This is a genomic window from Pseudomonas sp. MHK4 (genome assembly GCF_054600775.1).
Genome location: NZ_BAAIAK010000005.1, coordinates 383,834 through 399,331, shown reverse-complemented (window position 1 = coordinate 399,331; position 15,498 = coordinate 383,834). Strand labels below are relative to the sequence as shown.

Genomic DNA, 15,498 nt, shown 5'->3' with positions numbered 1-15,498 from the left:
ACATGTTGCGTATCCTGCTGATCAACGACACCGCGAAAAAAGTCGGACGCCTGAAAGCCGCCCTCACCGAGGCCGGTTTCGAGGTCATCGACGAATCCGGGCTGACCATCGACCTGCCCGAACGCGTCGAAACGGTGCGCCCGGACGTGATCCTGATCGATACCGAGTCACCGAGCCGCGATGTCATGGAGCAAGTGGTGCTGGTCAGCCGCGACCAGCCACGGCCGATCGTGATGTTTACCGACGAACACGACCCCGATGTGATGCGCCAGGCGATCAAGTCCGGGGTCAGTGCCTACATCGTCGAAGGTATTCACGCACAACGCCTGCAACCGATTCTCGACGTGGCCATGGCGCGCTTCGAAAGCGACCAGGCCCTGCGCGCCCAACTGCATGCCCGCGACCAGCAACTGGCCGAGCGCAAGCGCATCGAGCTGGCCAAGGGGCTGCTGATGAAGATGAAGGACTGCAACGAAGAAGAGGCCTACACCCTGATGCGTCGCCAGGCGATGAGCCGCCAGCAGAAGCTGATCCAGGTGGCGGAGCAGATCATTGCCATGAGTGAGTTGCTTGGCTGAGTTTTGCGGTGCCTTTGAAGGCCTCTTCGCGAGCAAACCCGCTCCCACAGGGTGAATGCATTTCAAATGTGGGAGCGGCGGTGCGGCGATTCGACTTGCTCGCGAATGGCCGCGACTCGGTACCGCCTGTTGGCACAGATCTCGCTAGGTAATCACCACAGGTAACCAACGGCGGTTGCCCCACCTACGACAAAGACGTCGCTCACCTCGTTTGCCCCATGGCGAATCAGGTGGCGGCGTTTTTTTGTTTTGGCCCCCGTTCGAGACTCCTATCAGCTGAGGTGCGCGATGAATTCAAGCTTCTGGAAATCCGGCCATACCCCGACCCTGTTCGCGGCCTTCCTCTATTTCGACCTGAGCTTCATGGTCTGGTACCTGCTCGGCCCGCTGGCCGTGCAGATCGCCGCAGACCTGCACCTGACCACCCAACAACGCGGGCTGGTAGTCGCCACGCCGATTCTGGCCGGGGCGGTACTGCGCTTTGCGATGGGGATGCTGGCTGATCGCCTGTCCCCCAAGACCGCCGGCTTGATCGGCCAGGTGATCGTCATCTGTGCGTTGTTCGGTGCCTGGAAACTCGGTATCCACAGCTATGAGCAAGCCTTGCTGCTGGGGCTGTTCCTCGGCATGGCCGGCGCCTCATTTGCCGTCGCCCTGCCCCTGGCATCGCAGTGGTATCCGCCGCAGCATCAGGGCAAGGCCATGGGCATCGCCGGGGCCGGTAACTCCGGCACCGTACTGGCGGCGCTGATTGCACCGGTCCTGGCTGGCGCCTTTGGCTGGAGCAACGTGTTCGGCTTCGCGCTGATCCCGTTGATCCTGACACTGATCGTTTTCGCCTGGCTGGCGAAAAACGCGCCTGAGCGGCCGAAAGCCAAGTCCATGGCCGATTACTTCAAGGCCTTGGGCGACCGCGACAGCTGGTGGTTCATGTTTTTCTACAGCGTGACCTTCGGGGGGTTCATCGGCCTGGCCAGCGCCCTGCCCGGTTACTTCAACGACCAATACAGCCTGAGCCCGGTCACCGCCGGTTACTACACCGCAGCCTGTGTGTTCGGTGGCAGCCTGATGCGTCCGCTGGGCGGCGCCCTGGCCGATCGCTTCGGCGGCATTCGCACCCTGCTTGGGATGTACACCGTGGCCGCCATCTGCATCGCTGCCGTTGGTTTCAACTTGCCGAGTTCCTATGCCGCGCTGGCCCTGTTCGTGTGCACCATGCTCGGTTTGGGGGCAGGCAACGGCGCAGTTTTCCAGCTGGTGCCACAGCGCTTCCGTCGCGAGATCGGCGTCATGACCGGGCTGATCGGCATGGCCGGCGGCATCGGGGGATTTGCCCTGGCGGCAGGCATGGGGGCGATCAAGCAGAGCACCGGCAGCTACCAGATGGCCTTGTGGTTGTTCGCCAGCCTCGGGGTGCTCGCCTGGTTCGGCCTGCATGGTGTGAAACGTCGCTGGAGGACCACCTGGGGTTCGGCCGCCGTAACGGCTGCACGGGTCTGACAGCGCCATGAGCCTGCAACTGAGTTTCGCCCAAGCCAGCGCCATCGGCCCGCGCGAAGAGAATCAGGATGCCCTGCGCCTGGTCACGCCGGCCCCGGCGCTGGCGGCCAGCAAGGGCTACCTGTTCGCCATCGCTGATGGTGTCAGCCAGTGCGCCGACGGTGGCTTGGCGGCTCGCTCGACCTTGCAGGCCTTGGCGCTGGACTACTACGCCACGCCGGAAACCTGGGGGGTTGCCCAGGCACTGGATCGGTTGCTGCTGGCGCAAAACCGCTGGCTGCAGGCCAACGGCGCAGGCCAACCGCTGCTGACCACCGTCAGCGCCCTGGTCCTGCGCGGCCGGCGCTTTACCCTGGCCCATGTCGGCGATTGCCGGGTGTATCGCTGGCACGCCGGGCAGTTGCAGCGGATCAGCGAAGATCACGTCTGGGACCAGCCGGGCATGCAGCACGTACTCAAGCGCGCACTGGGACTGGATCAGCACCTGGTGCTGGATTTTCTCGATGGTGAGTTGCGCATCGATGAAAGCTTCGTGCTGCTCAGCGACGGTGTCTGGGCGGTCCTGGGCGACACCGCCATTGCGGGAATCCTGCGTGATCAACCGGACCTCGACAGCGCCGTCCAAACCCTGGTCAACGCCGCGCACCTGGCGGGCAGCCAGGATAACGCCAGCGCGTTGCTCGTGCGGGTTGATGCCCTGGGTGAAGCGAGTATCGGTGATGCCTTGATCCATCTGCAGCAATGGCCGCTGCCGCCGGCACTGAAACCTGGGCAGGTGTTCGAAGGCTGGCAGATTGAAGGGATTCTCGGCCAGAGCCAGCAATCGTTGCTCTATCGCGTGCGCGACAGCCAACAGCAACCCTGGCTGCTGAAAACCCTGCCCGCCCGCCTTCACGACGATCATCAGGCCGGGCAAGCCTTGCTCTCCGAAGAATGGTTCCTCAAGCGTGTGGCCGGGCGGCATTTTCCGCAAGTGCATGCGGCCAGCCAACGTCAGCATCTGTACTACGTGATGCGCGAGTATCCGGGCTCGACCCTGGCGCAACTGCAGGAGCAGATCGGACCATTGCCCCTGGCGCAGTGGCAGGATGTGGCGGAACGCCTGCTGCGAGCGGTCGGCCTGCTGCATCGACGGCAGATCCTCCATCGCGATATCAAGCCGCAGAACCTGCTGTCAGGGGACGACGGCGAGTTGCGCCTGCTGGATTTCGGCCTCGCCTACTGCCCCGGCCTGTCTGAAGATCAACCCAGCGTCCTGCCGGGAACCCCCAGCTACATCGCCCCGGAGGCCTTCCGCGGCGATGCACCGACGCCGCAACAGGACCTGTATGCGGTGGGGGTGACTTTGTATTTTCTGCTCACAGGGCAGTATCCCTACGGTGAAATAGAAGCCTTTCAACGCCCCCGCTTCGGCGTGCCGGTCAGTGCCAGTCGCTACCGCCCCGACCTGCCGGAATGGCTGGCGCAAAGCCTGGAACGTGCGGTGGCCGCAGACCCGGCCCAGCGTTTTGAAACGGCCGAGGAATGGTTGCGGCTGCTGGAACAGGGGGAGCAATGCAGTTCAAGCGTACGGCCCAGGCCTTTGCTGGAGCGCGAACCGCTGAAGGTATGGCGCACATTGGCCTTGCTGTCGCTGGTGGCGAACCTGGGTTTGCTGTTCCTGGCGTTCCATGGCTGAGCTTGTTTTGCCTTCAAAACCGATCATCGTCATTTCGTGAGGAAAAACACTATGAACGCAAAGGTCTGGCTGGTGGGTGCGGGACCCGGTGATCCTGAATTGCTGACCCTCAAGGCGGTGCGCGCTTTGAAAGAGGCAGATGTGGTGCTGATCGATGACCTGGTCAATGGCGCGATCCTCGAACACTGCCCTGAGGCACGGATCGTTGCGGTGGGTAAACGCGGTGGTTGCCGCTCCACACCGCAAGCGTTCATCCATCGTTTGATGTTGCGTTACGCCCGGCAGGGCAAATGCGTGGTGCGACTCAAAGGGGGTGACCCGTGCATTTTCGGGCGTGGTGGCGAAGAGGCTCAGTGGCTGCGCGAGCGCGGGGTTGAGGTAGAGCTGGTCAATGGCATCACTGCCGGGCTAGCGGGCGCCACGCAATGCGATATCCCGCTGACCCTGCGCGGTGTGGCGCGCGGCGTGACTCTGGTCACCGCCCATACCCAGGACGGCAGCAGCCTGAACTGGCAGGCACTGGCCCAGGGCGGTACGACCCTGGTGATCTACATGGGCGTGGCCAAACTCAGCGAAATCCGCGAGCAGCTGTTGGCTGGCGGGATGGCGGCGGACACACCGGTGGCGATGATCGAAAACGCTTCATTGCCCCATCAGCGGGAATGCAGGAGTGATCTGACAGCCATGGAGGAAGATGCCTGCGCCTTTGAGCTGAAAAGCCCGGCCATTTTGGTGATTGGTGCGGTGGCGGCGAGCAGCTGGCGAGAAGATCAAAAGATCACCCGAAACGCGGCCCGAACCTGCGGCAGCTCCATGGGTCCTGCGTAAATCCTCAAATCGCAGGCAAAGAAAAGCCCGGCCTGAGCCGGGCTTTTCTCACAGCTGCGGGCTAATTACTTAGCTTGAGCTTCAACCTGCGCTTCTACGCGACGGTTTACAGCGCGGCCAGCGTCAGTTTTGTTGTCAGCAACTGGGCGGGATTCGCCGTAGCCAACAGACTGAACGCGGGACGATTCAACACCGTACTGGTTGGTCAGAACCTGCTTAACGGCGTTTGCACGACGCTCGGACAGTTTCTGGTTGTAAGCGTCAGGACCGACGGAGTCAGTGTGACCTTCAACAGTAGTGGTGGTGGATGGGTACTGCTTCATGAAGTCAGCCAGGTTCTTGATGTCGCCGTAGCTGTTAGGCTTGACTACCGACTTGTCGAAGTCGAATTTCACGTCCAGCTCAACACGAACAACTTCAGCAACTGCTGGGCAGCCGTCAGCGTCAACAGTTACGTTGGCTGGGGTGTCCGGGCACTTGTCAACGTTGTCGCAAACGCCATCGTTGTCGCTGTCGGAGCAAACTTCTGGAGCTGGAACTGGAGCAGGAGCTGGTTTGGAGCCGCCACCGAAGTTCACACCGATACCGACGCTAGGAGCCCACTCGGTGTTGCCCTGGTCGATGTTGTATTGAGCTTCAACGCCAGCACGGGCGTAGAAGTTCTCGGTGAAGTACAGCTTGGCGCCGCCGCCAACGTTGGCGAAGGTGGAACGGTTACGGCCGTTCGAACCATTCTGGTCGATGCTCTGGTCGGAGAAACCGCCGGAGAGGTACGGACGCACCATGTCGCCTGGGTTGTTGAAGTGGTACAGAGCGTCCAGAGCGGTGTTGGCGCCCTTCACGTTCTGGCCATCATCGGTAACGGCGTTGTGGACTTCGTCGTAAGCCAGACGCAGTTCAACGTCGTCAGTCAGGAAGTAACCGATCGAACCGCCCGGCAGGATGCCGTCGTTCTTGAAGTTACGGTCGCTATCGAAATACTGCTTCTTTGCGTAGCCTTCGATTTCAACTGCGCCTTGGCCCTGTGCCAGAGCGCCGAACGAAGTGGCGGCAATAAGAGAACCAATGGCCAAGCCCAAGGTGTTTTTCAGTTTCATCCGTTAAATCCCCATCTGGTGATTGTGAAGCAGTCCCGCAAACCGGGGGACAACTCGGCAGCAAGTCTATCAGAACTTGCCTACACGTAAGAGATATTTGCGCTGAACTAAGTTTCAGCAATGCCTGCAAATTTCTCACGCAATTTATCTAGAGCGCGTTTGTACCGCATTTTTGTTGCGCTCAAGCCCATGTGCATGATGTCTGCGATCTCCTGAAACTCCAGCTCTGCGACAAATCGTAGCACCAAAATTTCGCGGTCAATCGGGTTCACATACACTAACCAACGATCAAGTCCACCCTTCTCCTCGGGTTTCGGCGCCTTTTCTTCGGACGCTTCCTCGAGGGGGTCAAGACTCAATGCGTCCATCAAGCGACGCTTTCGCCTTTCCTTGCGATACTGCGTAATGCACTCGTTGTACGTGATGCTATATAGCCATGTCTTGAACTTCGATTTGCCCTCGAAGTTCTTCAGGCCATACAGCACCTTCAACATGACCTCCTGACAGACATCATCAGCGTCGCGATCGTTCCCGAGATACCTTGCACAGACGTTAAATAATGTTCGCTGGTAACGCCGCATCAGTTCTTCATACGCGCGCGTCACGTGAAACAGCTCGGTATGCGAGCGCGCGACCAACTCCTCATCAGAGAGCTCGCGGGGGTCATAGCGCGTGGATAGCGATTGGGCTTTATTCAAAACAAGTCGTGCCGACAGTCAGGTCAATGTCCGCCGCAGCCAACATCAGGCGGCATTTTGCGGCGGCATACATTAGCAGGGTTTGCCGGGTTAGCGGCTACTCACATGCTGCTCGAGGAGGATCCGATTGGAAAGAGAGACTAGCTCACCCTCATCGGTCAGCAATGTAGTTTTAACCGTGCCGATCTCTTCGATCTGCCCTTCGACCTCTCCAACTCGCACTTGTTGCCCAACCTGGTACAACTCACGCACATAGATTCCCGCAAGAATCTGACCGGCAATTTCCCGGCTTCCCAGCCCCATGGCCAGCGCAACCGCCAGACCAACGGTAATCAATACGATCACGATCACATGGTTGAGCAGGTCCGTCTTGACCTCCAACTGACTGATCGCAACCGAGATACTGATGATGATCACCAGGCCCTGGGCAATTCTCCCAAGCCCCGAAGCGTAGTCGAGTCCTACGCCTTCTGCCGCACCGCGCACCAGCCCATTGGCCAATTGCGCCAGCAAGACACCCACCAGCAGCACCAGCGCCGCGCCGAACACTTTCGGCAAATACAACGCAAGCATATCCAGCGTAGCTGAAACTCTCTCAAGTCCAAGGGATTCTGCGGCAGAAACCAAAAAAATAAGCAGAACGAACCAATAGACGATCTTGCCGATCAGTGTCGATATGGGTACTTGCAGCCCGGCGCGGGACATCAACTTGGTCAAACCGGTACCGCCCATCAAGCGATCCAGACCCAGTTTGGCGAGTAATTTGGACAGCAGGGTATCCAGCAGCTTGGCCACGACAAAACCGAGCAGGAGCACGACCAATGCGCCAAACAGGTTCGGAATGAAGTTCGCAACCTTGGTCCATAACGCAGTCATTGCAGTGACGAGGCTCTGTGTCCAGAGATCAAGTTCCATATTCAATCAGCCTTATCAGCAGTGCGAGCGGTAGGTTTACGAAGACGGGAGACCGGCGTGACATGGGACGAGCCGTTATTGAGGGCGATCATCAGGGCGGGCAACCAGCGGCCCAGCAGGCTGAACAAATCACCGGCGCCGACCTGGCGATTGGCGGTTTTCAGGACACGGCCCAGGCACGCATCGTCGTCCCGGGTGGACGGTGATGCATTGAGCATGTCGCGCAAAGACTGTTCAAACGGATCGTGCATACGCACCTCTCGTGATGTCTGTGAAAGACGCGGTCAAATTTGCCCGGGTCACATGGCGCATTTTCAAACCCAGCGCAAACGTCGGAATAACCACCACTGCCCAAGCGCCACCGAGATCATCAGCAGGCAGGCGACGAGGAAGCCATAGGGGCTTTGTGAAAATGGAATGCCCCCGACGTTGATCCCCAAAAGACCGGTCAGAAAACTCATCGGTAAAAAAATCCCGGTGACGATACCAAAGCGATACATCGTGCGGTTCATGCGCACGCTCAATCGCCGGTCTTCAGCCTCCAGGACCAGCCCCACCCGCTCCCGCGTCAACTCAAGCTCTTCCAGATAACGGGTCAGGCTGTTGTTCAATTCGTTCCAGTAATCGCCGTCGTCCTCGACGAACCAGGGCAGCTTGATCCGCGTCAGTTGGCCAAAAATGTCCCGCTGCGGAGCGAGAAAGCGCTTCAACGCAGCGGCCCGGCGACGGATCTGTAAAACAGCGCCGTGCTCGGGCGTGTACCGTTCGTCGGAATCCAGCTTTTCTTCTTCCTCATCGACCACTTCCGAGAGGCAACTGACCAGATCCTGCACCTTGTTGGTGAGGTACTGAGCCATGTAGAGAATGAGTTCGGAGGCGGTTTTCGGTCCCTTGCCCTCCTCCAGTTGCACCAGCAGTTCTTCGGTGGCACGCAACGGACGCAAACGCAGGGAAATCACCCGCTGGGCGGAGCCGAAGATCCGCACCGACACCATGTCTTCGGGCTCGGCTCCCGGATTGAGGTTCACCCCGCGCAAAAATAGCAGCAGTTCGCTGTCCGAAAGCTGTAGCAGGCGCGGTCGGGTGTTTTCTTCAAGCAAGAGGTCGCAGCTGAACTCGCTCAGGCCACTGTACTTGCGCAGCCAGGTCTGGGTCTGCGGGTGACTGCGATCCCAGTGCAGCCACAGGCTTTCGTGAGCCTGCAGCTGCAATTCGTCGAGTTCTGTCCGGGCTATCGAACGCGCACCGCCTTTACCGTCCAGCACCAGGGCATGTACCAGCCCCCACTGCGCGTTTTCTTCCTCGAACATCCGCATTCCTTGGCTCAAATAATTACTCAGGCATTTTCAACGGGCTGGGCGAGACGATCACGCCGTTGTTGTCCGCATAGATGTAATGGCCAGGGTGGAAGGTCACGCCGGCGAAGGTCACGGCAACGTTCAGATCGCCGATACCGCGCTTGTCGGTCTTCATAGGGTGGCTGGCCAATGCCTGAACCCCCAGGTCGGTTTGTGCGATGACGTCGACGTCACGGATGCAACCGTAGATCACCAGCCCTTCCCAGCCGTTTTTCGCGGCTTTCTCGGCGATCATATCGCCCAGCAATGCACGGCGCAGGGAGCCACCACCATCGACCACCAACACCTTGCCATTACCCTTGAGCTCGGCCTGCTCCTTTACCAGCGAGTTGTCTTCGAAGCACTTGATGGTCACGATCTCGCCGCCGAAGGAATCCCGGCCACCGAAATTGCTGAACATCGGTTCCAGCACCTGCACCAGCTCCGGATAGGCGTCGCACAGGTCAGGCGTGAGGTAATGGTTCATCGAGAAACTCCTGTAAAGAGGAAGAAAGCACGAACATCATTACTGATTCAGTCATAGAAAATGACCGGAACAGCTCAATGCGTCATATCTTAGCCGCAAGCCGACCAGAGCGAAATGCCCTTGATAGAGCGTCCAGCTTAGATCGCCGTGGCCAAATCCGCTTGATCACCGAGCAACGGCGTGTGCTGATCCGTCAGCCAGCGCGCTACCAAGGGCCAGACTTCAGCCTGGGCGGCTTTGCTGACCAACATTTCCACATGACCGAAATTATCGGCAAAACCCTGCTCGCGTCCCAGGTTGATAAATTGCTTGTGCTCGGAACCTACCTGATCGAACAACTTGCGGCACGCCCAGGCCGGGTCCTGATGATCGCCTGCGGCACTCACCGCCAGCACCGGCATCCTGACCTCGGCCAGGCCCGCCCACCAGTCCTTGTCTGCATCGCCAAAGCGCCCAAACAGGCCGTACCAGCGCATGCTTTCCAGGGCCAGGCCGATCGGCTCGTCCTCGGGGCCACGCTTGAGCCGTGAACCGGACAGCTGGGCAAAACGCTTGAGGATGAAACGACCGCTCCATTCCACTGGTGGAATCTTCAACGGCCAGTAAGTGCGGCTGACTTGCGTGCCAAAAAACGCCGCGGACGCAACCACCGGTTCGCCAATGTATTCGCCACCCAGCGCGGCCGCCAAGGTAATGCCGCCCAGCGAATGGCCGATCCAGTGCGGGACTTGGCCGCTTTGCTCGCGCACGAAGGCGCCAATGGCTGGCAGATCGTATCGCGCGTAGTCGGCAACACGGTTCTTGCGATAGTTCTGGTTGCGCTGGGACAGGCCGTGACCGCGCATTTCGGCGATCCAGACATCGAACCCCAGGCGTGTCAGATAGGCACCCAGGCCCAGCCCCTTGGGGGAGAACCAGAAACGTCGATTGGAAAAGCTGCCGTGCAACAAGATGACCGGCACGCCACGCGATGCGGGTTCATCAGCCATGCCGAGGCGCGTCACCGCCAGTTCTACGGTGCCGTCGGGGCTGTTACCGGGTTTCAACCGGTAGACGTCTTCGCTCAGATCGCCGCGCCGCTCGGCGCTGATCAGAGCGACAGGAAACAGGTTGCTGCTGCTTTGCATAATCTCTTGCACAAAAAAGGGCGGCATCCGGAGGAGCCCGCCCTACTTGAATCAAAACGGCCGCCCCTGTCGGAGCGAGCTTGCTCGCGATGGACTCCGGGACAACGCGTTCATCCAGCAAACACGCGTTATCGTTGACGTCCATCGCGAGCGAGCTCGCTCCTACAGGGGGAGCGGCCCGTTCACACCGGATCAGGCCTGCGCCTGACCCTCAGCCAGGAAGAACCAGGTTTCCAGTACGGAATCGGGGTTCAACGAAACGCTTTCGATGCCCTGCTCCATCAGCCACTTGGCCAGGTCCGGGTGGTCCGAAGGACCCTGGCCGCAGATGCCGATGTATTTGCCAGCCTTGTTGCAGGCAGCAATGGCGTTGGCCAGCAGCTTCTTGACCGCCGGGTTACGCTCATCGAACAGGTGCGCGATGATCCCGGAGTCACGGTCCAGGCCCAGGGTGAGCTGGGTCAGGTCGTTGGAGCCGATGGAGAAGCCGTCGAAGAACTCGAGGAACTCTTCAGCCAGGATCGCGTTGGACGGCAGTTCGCACATCATGATGATGCGCAGACCGTTGTCGCCGCGGGCCAGGCCGTTTTCGGCCAGCAGGTCGATCACTTGGCTGGCTTCGCCCAGGGTACGGACGAACGGCACCATGATTTCGACGTTGGTCAGGCCCATCTCGTTGCGCACGCGCTTGAGGGCGCGGCATTCGAGTTCGAAGCAGTCACGGAACGATTCGCTGATGTAACGCGAAGCGCCGCGGAAGCCGAGCATCGGGTTCTCTTCTTCCGGCTCGTAGAGCTTGCCGCCGATCAGGTTGGCGTATTCGTTGGACTTGAAGTCCGACAGGCGCACGATGACCTTTTTCGGCGTGAACGCTGCCGCCAGGGTGCTGATGCCTTCGACCAGTTTGTCGACGTAGAAGTCGACCGGATCACTGTAACCGGCGATGCGCTTGTCGACGCTTTCCTTGATGTCCTGTGGCAGGCCGTCGTAGTTCAGCAGGGCTTTCGGGTGCACGCCGATCATGCGGTTGATGATGAATTCCAGGCGGGCCAGGCCCACACCAGCGTTCGGCAGCTGTGCGAAATCGAATGCGCGGTCCGGGTTGCCGACGTTCATCATGATCTTGAACGGCAGGTCCGGCATGGCGTCAACGGAGTTCTTCTTGATGTCGAAGCCCAGTTCGCCTTCGAAGATGAAACCGGTGTCGCCTTCAGCGCAGGAAACGGTCACGCCCTGGCCGTCTTTCAACAGCTGGGTGGCGTTGCCGCAACCGACCACGGCCGGAATGCCCAGCTCACGGGCGATGATCGCCGCGTGGCAGGTACGACCGCCACGGTTGGTGACGATGGCGCTGGCGCGCTTCATGACCGGTTCCCAGTCCGGGTCAGTCATGTCGGACACCAGTACGTCGCCTGGCTGGACCTTGTCCATCTCGGACACGTCCTTGATGATGCGGACCTTGCCGGCGCCGATGCGCTGGCCAATGGCACGGCCTTCGACCAGCACGGTGCCGGTTTCTTTCAACAGGTAACGTTCCATGACGTTGGCCTGGGTACGGCTTTTCACGGTTTCAGGACGGGCCTGCACGATGTACAGCTTGCCGTCGTCACCGTCCTTGGCCCATTCGATGTCCATCGGGCACTTGTAGTGCTTCTCGATGATCATCGCCTGCTTGGCCAGCTCGCTGACTTCGGCGTCGGTCAGGCAGAAACGCGCGCGTTCGGCCTTGTCGACGTCGACGGTCTTGACCGAACGACCAGCCTTGGCCTCGTCGCCGTAGATCATCTTGATAGCCTTGCTGCCCAGGTTGCGGCGCAGGATCGCCGGGCGACCGGCAGCCAGCGTGCCTTTGTGGACGTAGAACTCATCCGGATTCACCGCGCCTTGCACGACGGTTTCACCCAGGCCGTATGCGCCGGTGATGAACACCACGTCACGGAAGCCCGACTCGGTATCGAGGGTGAACATCACGCCGGCGGTGCCGGTTTCGGAGCGGACCATGCGCTGCACGCCAGCCGACAGGGCGACCAGCTTGTGGTCGAAGCCCTGGTGTACGCGGTAGGAAATGGCGCGATCGTTGAACAGGGAAGCGAACACCTCTTTGGCGGCACGAATGACGTTTTCGACACCACGGATGTTCAGGAAGGTTTCCTGCTGACCGGCGAAGGAGGCATCGGGCAGGTCTTCGGCGGTAGCGGAAGAGCGCACGGCCACGGCCACGTCAGGGTTGCCGGCGGACAGCGTGGCGAACGCCGTGCGGATCTCGGCATTCAGTTTTTCCGGGAACTCGGCTTCCATGATCCATTGGCGGATCTGGGCGCCGGTCTTGGCCAGGGCATTCACGTCGTCGACGTCCAGGGCATCCAGGGCGTCATGAATCTGCTGGTTCAGGCCGCTCAGTTCGAGGAAATCACGATATGCCTGAGCGGTCGTGGCGAAGCCACCGGGTACCGATACACCGGCACCCGCAAGGTTGCTGATCATCTCGCCCAGGGATGCGTTCTTGCCCCCCACGTGCTCAACGTCGTCTTTGCCGAGCTTGTCGAGGGAAACTACGTACTCTACCAAGGTGATCTCTCCACTAACTGTGTTGGAAAAGCTCAGAAACCGGCTGCTTAAATGTGCATTTACCGGCTATATGGCCTGGACCTGGAAAATAAGTGAGAATGCGGGCCAATGGCGGCCGGCAAATCGCGCCTATCATATCCAAGATTCGTCACTAGCTTAAGGCCCAAGGTGCAAATGAAACGATCTGCTTTCTTTATCTCCGATGGCACGGGCATTACCGCCGAAACCCTCGGCCAAAGCCTTTTGGCGCAGTTCGAAAACATTACCTTCAGCAAAGTCACGCGGCCGTACATCGACAACGTGGACAAAGCGCGGGCCATGGTACAACAAATCAACAAAGCCGCCGAAACCGACGGCTTCCGTCCGATTATCTTCGACACCATCGTCAATCAGGACATTCGTGAGATCCTCGCGACTTCCAATGGTTTCATGATCGACATTTTCTCGACCTTCCTGGCGCCCCTTGAACAGGAACTGACCGAGCATTCTTCATACACCGTGGGCAAATCCCACTCCATCGGTGCCAACACCAATTACATGGAGCGTATCGAGGCGGTGAACTTCGCCCTCGACAACGACGACGGTGCCCGCACGCATTATTACGACAAGGCCGACCTGATCCTGGTCGGCGTATCGCGCTGCGGCAAGACCCCCACCTGCCTGTACATGGCCATGCAATTCGGCATCCGCGCGGCCAACTACCCGCTGACCGAAGACGACATGGAGCGCCTGCAATTGCCAAGCGCCCTGCGTGCCCACCAGCACAAGCTGTTCGGCCTGACCATCGACCCGGACCGCCTCACCGCGATCCGCAACGAGCGCAAGCCCAACAGCCGCTATTCGAGCTACGCCCAGTGCGAGTTCGAAGTGCGCGAGGTGGAAAACCTGTTCCGCCGCGAGAACATTCCGAATATCAACTCCACGCATTTTTCCGTGGAAGAGATCTCCGCGAAGATTCTTGTGGAGAAAGGTGTGGAGCGGCGCTTCAAATAATTCTCTATTGCCTGTTCTGGCCTCATCGCCAGCAGGCTGGCTCCCACAGTTGATCTGCGGTGAATACAAATCAACTGTGGGAGCCAGCCTGCTGGCGATTGAACGATAACGCGGTCTCCTAGATAACAAACAGATCCACAAACCGGTTCACCGCTGTCGCCTCAAGCCCCGCCTGATCCTTGCACAACGCAAAAATCTCCTCGCTACGCTGCCCCGTGAATCGGGTCAGCAGGTTCGCCCTGAACTTGTCCTCCAACAACGGAATGCCCTCGCCGCGGCGCCGACGATGACCGATCGGATACTCCACCACCACGTTCTCGGTGCTGGACCCATCCTTGAAAAACACCTGGATGGCATTGGCGATCGAGCGCTTGTCGGCCTCCAGGTATTCGCGGGTGAAACGCGGATCTTCGACAATGACCATCTTGTCGCGCAGCACATCAATGATCGGATGCGCCCTGTGAAAATCATCTTCGTAGTGCTCGGCCACCAGGTTGCCGAACGCTAGTGGCACCGCTGCCATGTACTGAATGCAGTGATCGCGGTCGGCGGCATTGGCCAGCGGGCCGACCTTGGAAATGATGCGGATCGCCGATTGTTGGGTGGTGATGACGATCCGATCGATTTCATGCAGGCGATTGCGCACCTGCGGGTGCAGGGTCACCGCGGCTTCACAGGCCGTTTGCGCGTGGAACTCGGCGGGAAAACTGATCTTGAACAGCACGTTTTCCATTACATAACTGCCGTAAGGCCGCGCGAAGCTGAACCCACGCAGGTCTTGCGGCTTGAGCGCAAGGTCGTTGTTGGTGTGACTGAACAGCACGTCGTAAAAGCCCCATTGCCTGGCACTCAACACGCCTGGAATGCCCGTCTCGCCACGCATGGCGATGTCTGCCAGGCGCACACCACGACTGGAGGCATCCCCCGCCGCCCAGGATTTGCGCGAGCCGGCATTCGGCGCATGGCGATAGGTTCGCAATGCCTGGCCGTCAGCGAACGCATGGGACAACGCCGAGAGCAACTGCTCACGATTGGCGCCCATGAGTTTGGCGGTGACCGCGGTGGAGGCGACTTTCACCAGGATGACGTGGTCGAGGCCGACACGGTTGAAGGAGTTTTCCAACGCGATCACGCCCTGGATCTCATGGGCCATGATCATCGCTTCAAGCACCGTGCGCACGGTCAGCGGCGCCTCACCATTGGCAAGACGCTTTTGCGACAGGTGGTCAGCCACCGCGAGAATGCCACCGAGGTTATCCGACGGATGGCCCCATTCAGCCGCGAGCCAGGTGTCGTTGTAATCAAGCCAGCGCACAATACACCCAATGTCCCACGCGGCCTTGACCGGGTCGAGTCGGTAACTGGTGCCTGGCACTCGGGCGCCAAACGGCACGACGGTGCCTTCGACCATGGGCCCCAGGTGCTTGGTGCATTCCGGGAAACGCAGGGCCAGCAGGCCGCAGCCGAGGGTATCCATCAGGCAATTGCGGGCAGTGTCGAGGGCTTCCCGGGACTCGATCTTGTAGTTCAGGACGTAATCGGCAATGTCCTGCAGGACCTGGTCGTAGTCGGGGCGGTTGTTGAGGTCGACGTTGGCGCTCATGTTCGATTCACCTGTGTGGAGCTGGCTTGCCAGCGAAAGCGGTGTCATACATAACAATGATGTTGAATTTGACGGCCTCTTCGCTGGCA

14 protein-coding genes are annotated in these 15,498 nt (G+C 59.7%); 5 read left to right on the top strand and 9 right to left on the bottom strand.

Going from position 1 to position 15,498, the window contains the following annotated elements:
- Positions 1-2: 2 nt before the first annotated feature.
- From ACYP2Q_RS16170 to cobA, 4 genes are all read left to right on the top strand, one after another.
- Positions 3-578, top strand: coding sequence for an ANTAR domain-containing response regulator (locus ACYP2Q_RS16170; protein WP_008056396.1), 576 nt, complete (start codon positions 3-5; stop codon positions 576-578).
- A gap of 288 nt (positions 579-866) precedes the next feature.
- The gene (locus tag ACYP2Q_RS16165; protein ID WP_459731358.1) at positions 867-2,078 is read left to right on the top strand and encodes a nitrate/nitrite transporter; all 1,212 of its coding nucleotides are present in this window, start codon (positions 867-869) and stop codon (positions 2,076-2,078) included.
- A gap of 7 nt (positions 2,079-2,085) precedes the next feature.
- Positions 2,086-3,756, top strand: coding sequence for a protein kinase domain-containing protein (locus ACYP2Q_RS16160; protein ID WP_459731357.1), 1,671 nt, complete (start codon positions 2,086-2,088; stop codon positions 3,754-3,756).
- A 51-nt stretch (positions 3,757-3,807) separates the two neighbouring features.
- The gene (gene cobA / locus ACYP2Q_RS16155) at positions 3,808-4,584 is read left to right on the top strand and encodes a uroporphyrinogen-III C-methyltransferase (RefSeq protein ID WP_459731356.1); all 777 of its coding nucleotides are present in this window, start codon (positions 3,808-3,810) and stop codon (positions 4,582-4,584) included.
- A gap of 65 nt (positions 4,585-4,649) precedes the next feature.
- On the opposite strand, the gene ACYP2Q_RS16150 is transcribed toward cobA, so the two are convergent.
- From ACYP2Q_RS16150 to ppsA, 8 genes are all read right to left on the bottom strand, one after another.
- Complete coding sequence (locus tag ACYP2Q_RS16150; protein ID WP_459731355.1) at positions 4,650-5,681, bottom strand: OmpA family protein; 1,032 nt, start codon at positions 5,679-5,681, stop codon at positions 4,650-4,652.
- A gap of 107 nt (positions 5,682-5,788) precedes the next feature.
- Positions 5,789-6,379, bottom strand: coding sequence for an RNA polymerase sigma factor SigX (gene sigX / locus ACYP2Q_RS16145; protein WP_017337463.1), 591 nt, complete (start codon positions 6,377-6,379; stop codon positions 5,789-5,791).
- A 90-nt stretch (positions 6,380-6,469) separates the two neighbouring features.
- Positions 6,470-7,294 carry a mechanosensitive ion channel family protein gene (locus ACYP2Q_RS16140; RefSeq protein ID WP_007916401.1) on the bottom strand — a complete coding sequence of 275 codons (825 nt, stop codon included), beginning with the start codon at positions 7,292-7,294 and terminating at the stop codon, positions 6,470-6,472.
- Between the two features lie 2 nt (positions 7,295-7,296).
- Complete coding sequence (locus ACYP2Q_RS16135) at positions 7,297-7,545, bottom strand: CrfX protein (protein WP_459731354.1); 249 nt, start codon at positions 7,543-7,545, stop codon at positions 7,297-7,299.
- 63 nt (positions 7,546-7,608) lie between these two features.
- A complete protein-coding gene (locus tag ACYP2Q_RS16130; RefSeq protein WP_459731353.1) occupies positions 7,609-8,604 on the bottom strand; it encodes a zinc transporter ZntB in 996 nt (331 codons plus the stop codon).
- A gap of 22 nt (positions 8,605-8,626) precedes the next feature.
- The gene (gene rraA / locus ACYP2Q_RS16125; RefSeq protein WP_008061717.1) at positions 8,627-9,118 is read right to left on the bottom strand and encodes a ribonuclease E activity regulator RraA; all 492 of its coding nucleotides are present in this window, start codon (positions 9,116-9,118) and stop codon (positions 8,627-8,629) included.
- Between the two features lie 137 nt (positions 9,119-9,255).
- Positions 9,256-10,245 carry an alpha/beta fold hydrolase gene (locus ACYP2Q_RS16120; protein WP_459731352.1) on the bottom strand — a complete coding sequence of 330 codons (990 nt, stop codon included), beginning with the start codon at positions 10,243-10,245 and terminating at the stop codon, positions 9,256-9,258.
- 192 nt (positions 10,246-10,437) lie between these two features.
- Complete coding sequence (gene ppsA, locus ACYP2Q_RS16115) at positions 10,438-12,813, bottom strand: phosphoenolpyruvate synthase (RefSeq protein ID WP_459731351.1); 2,376 nt, start codon at positions 12,811-12,813, stop codon at positions 10,438-10,440.
- Between the two features lie 174 nt (positions 12,814-12,987).
- Here ppsA and ppsR point away from each other — a divergent pair, with 174 nt between their 5' ends.
- Entirely contained in the window at positions 12,988-13,806 is an 819-nt protein-coding gene (gene ppsR / locus ACYP2Q_RS16110) for a posphoenolpyruvate synthetase regulatory kinase/phosphorylase PpsR (RefSeq protein WP_008048584.1), read from the top strand.
- 118 nt (positions 13,807-13,924) lie between these two features.
- On the opposite strand, the gene prpD is transcribed toward ppsR, so the two are convergent.
- Positions 13,925-15,409, bottom strand: a complete 1,485-nt coding sequence (gene prpD, locus ACYP2Q_RS16105) for a 2-methylcitrate dehydratase (protein ID WP_459731350.1) — start codon at positions 15,407-15,409, stop codon at positions 13,925-13,927.
- Positions 15,410-15,498 lie beyond the last annotated feature (89 nt).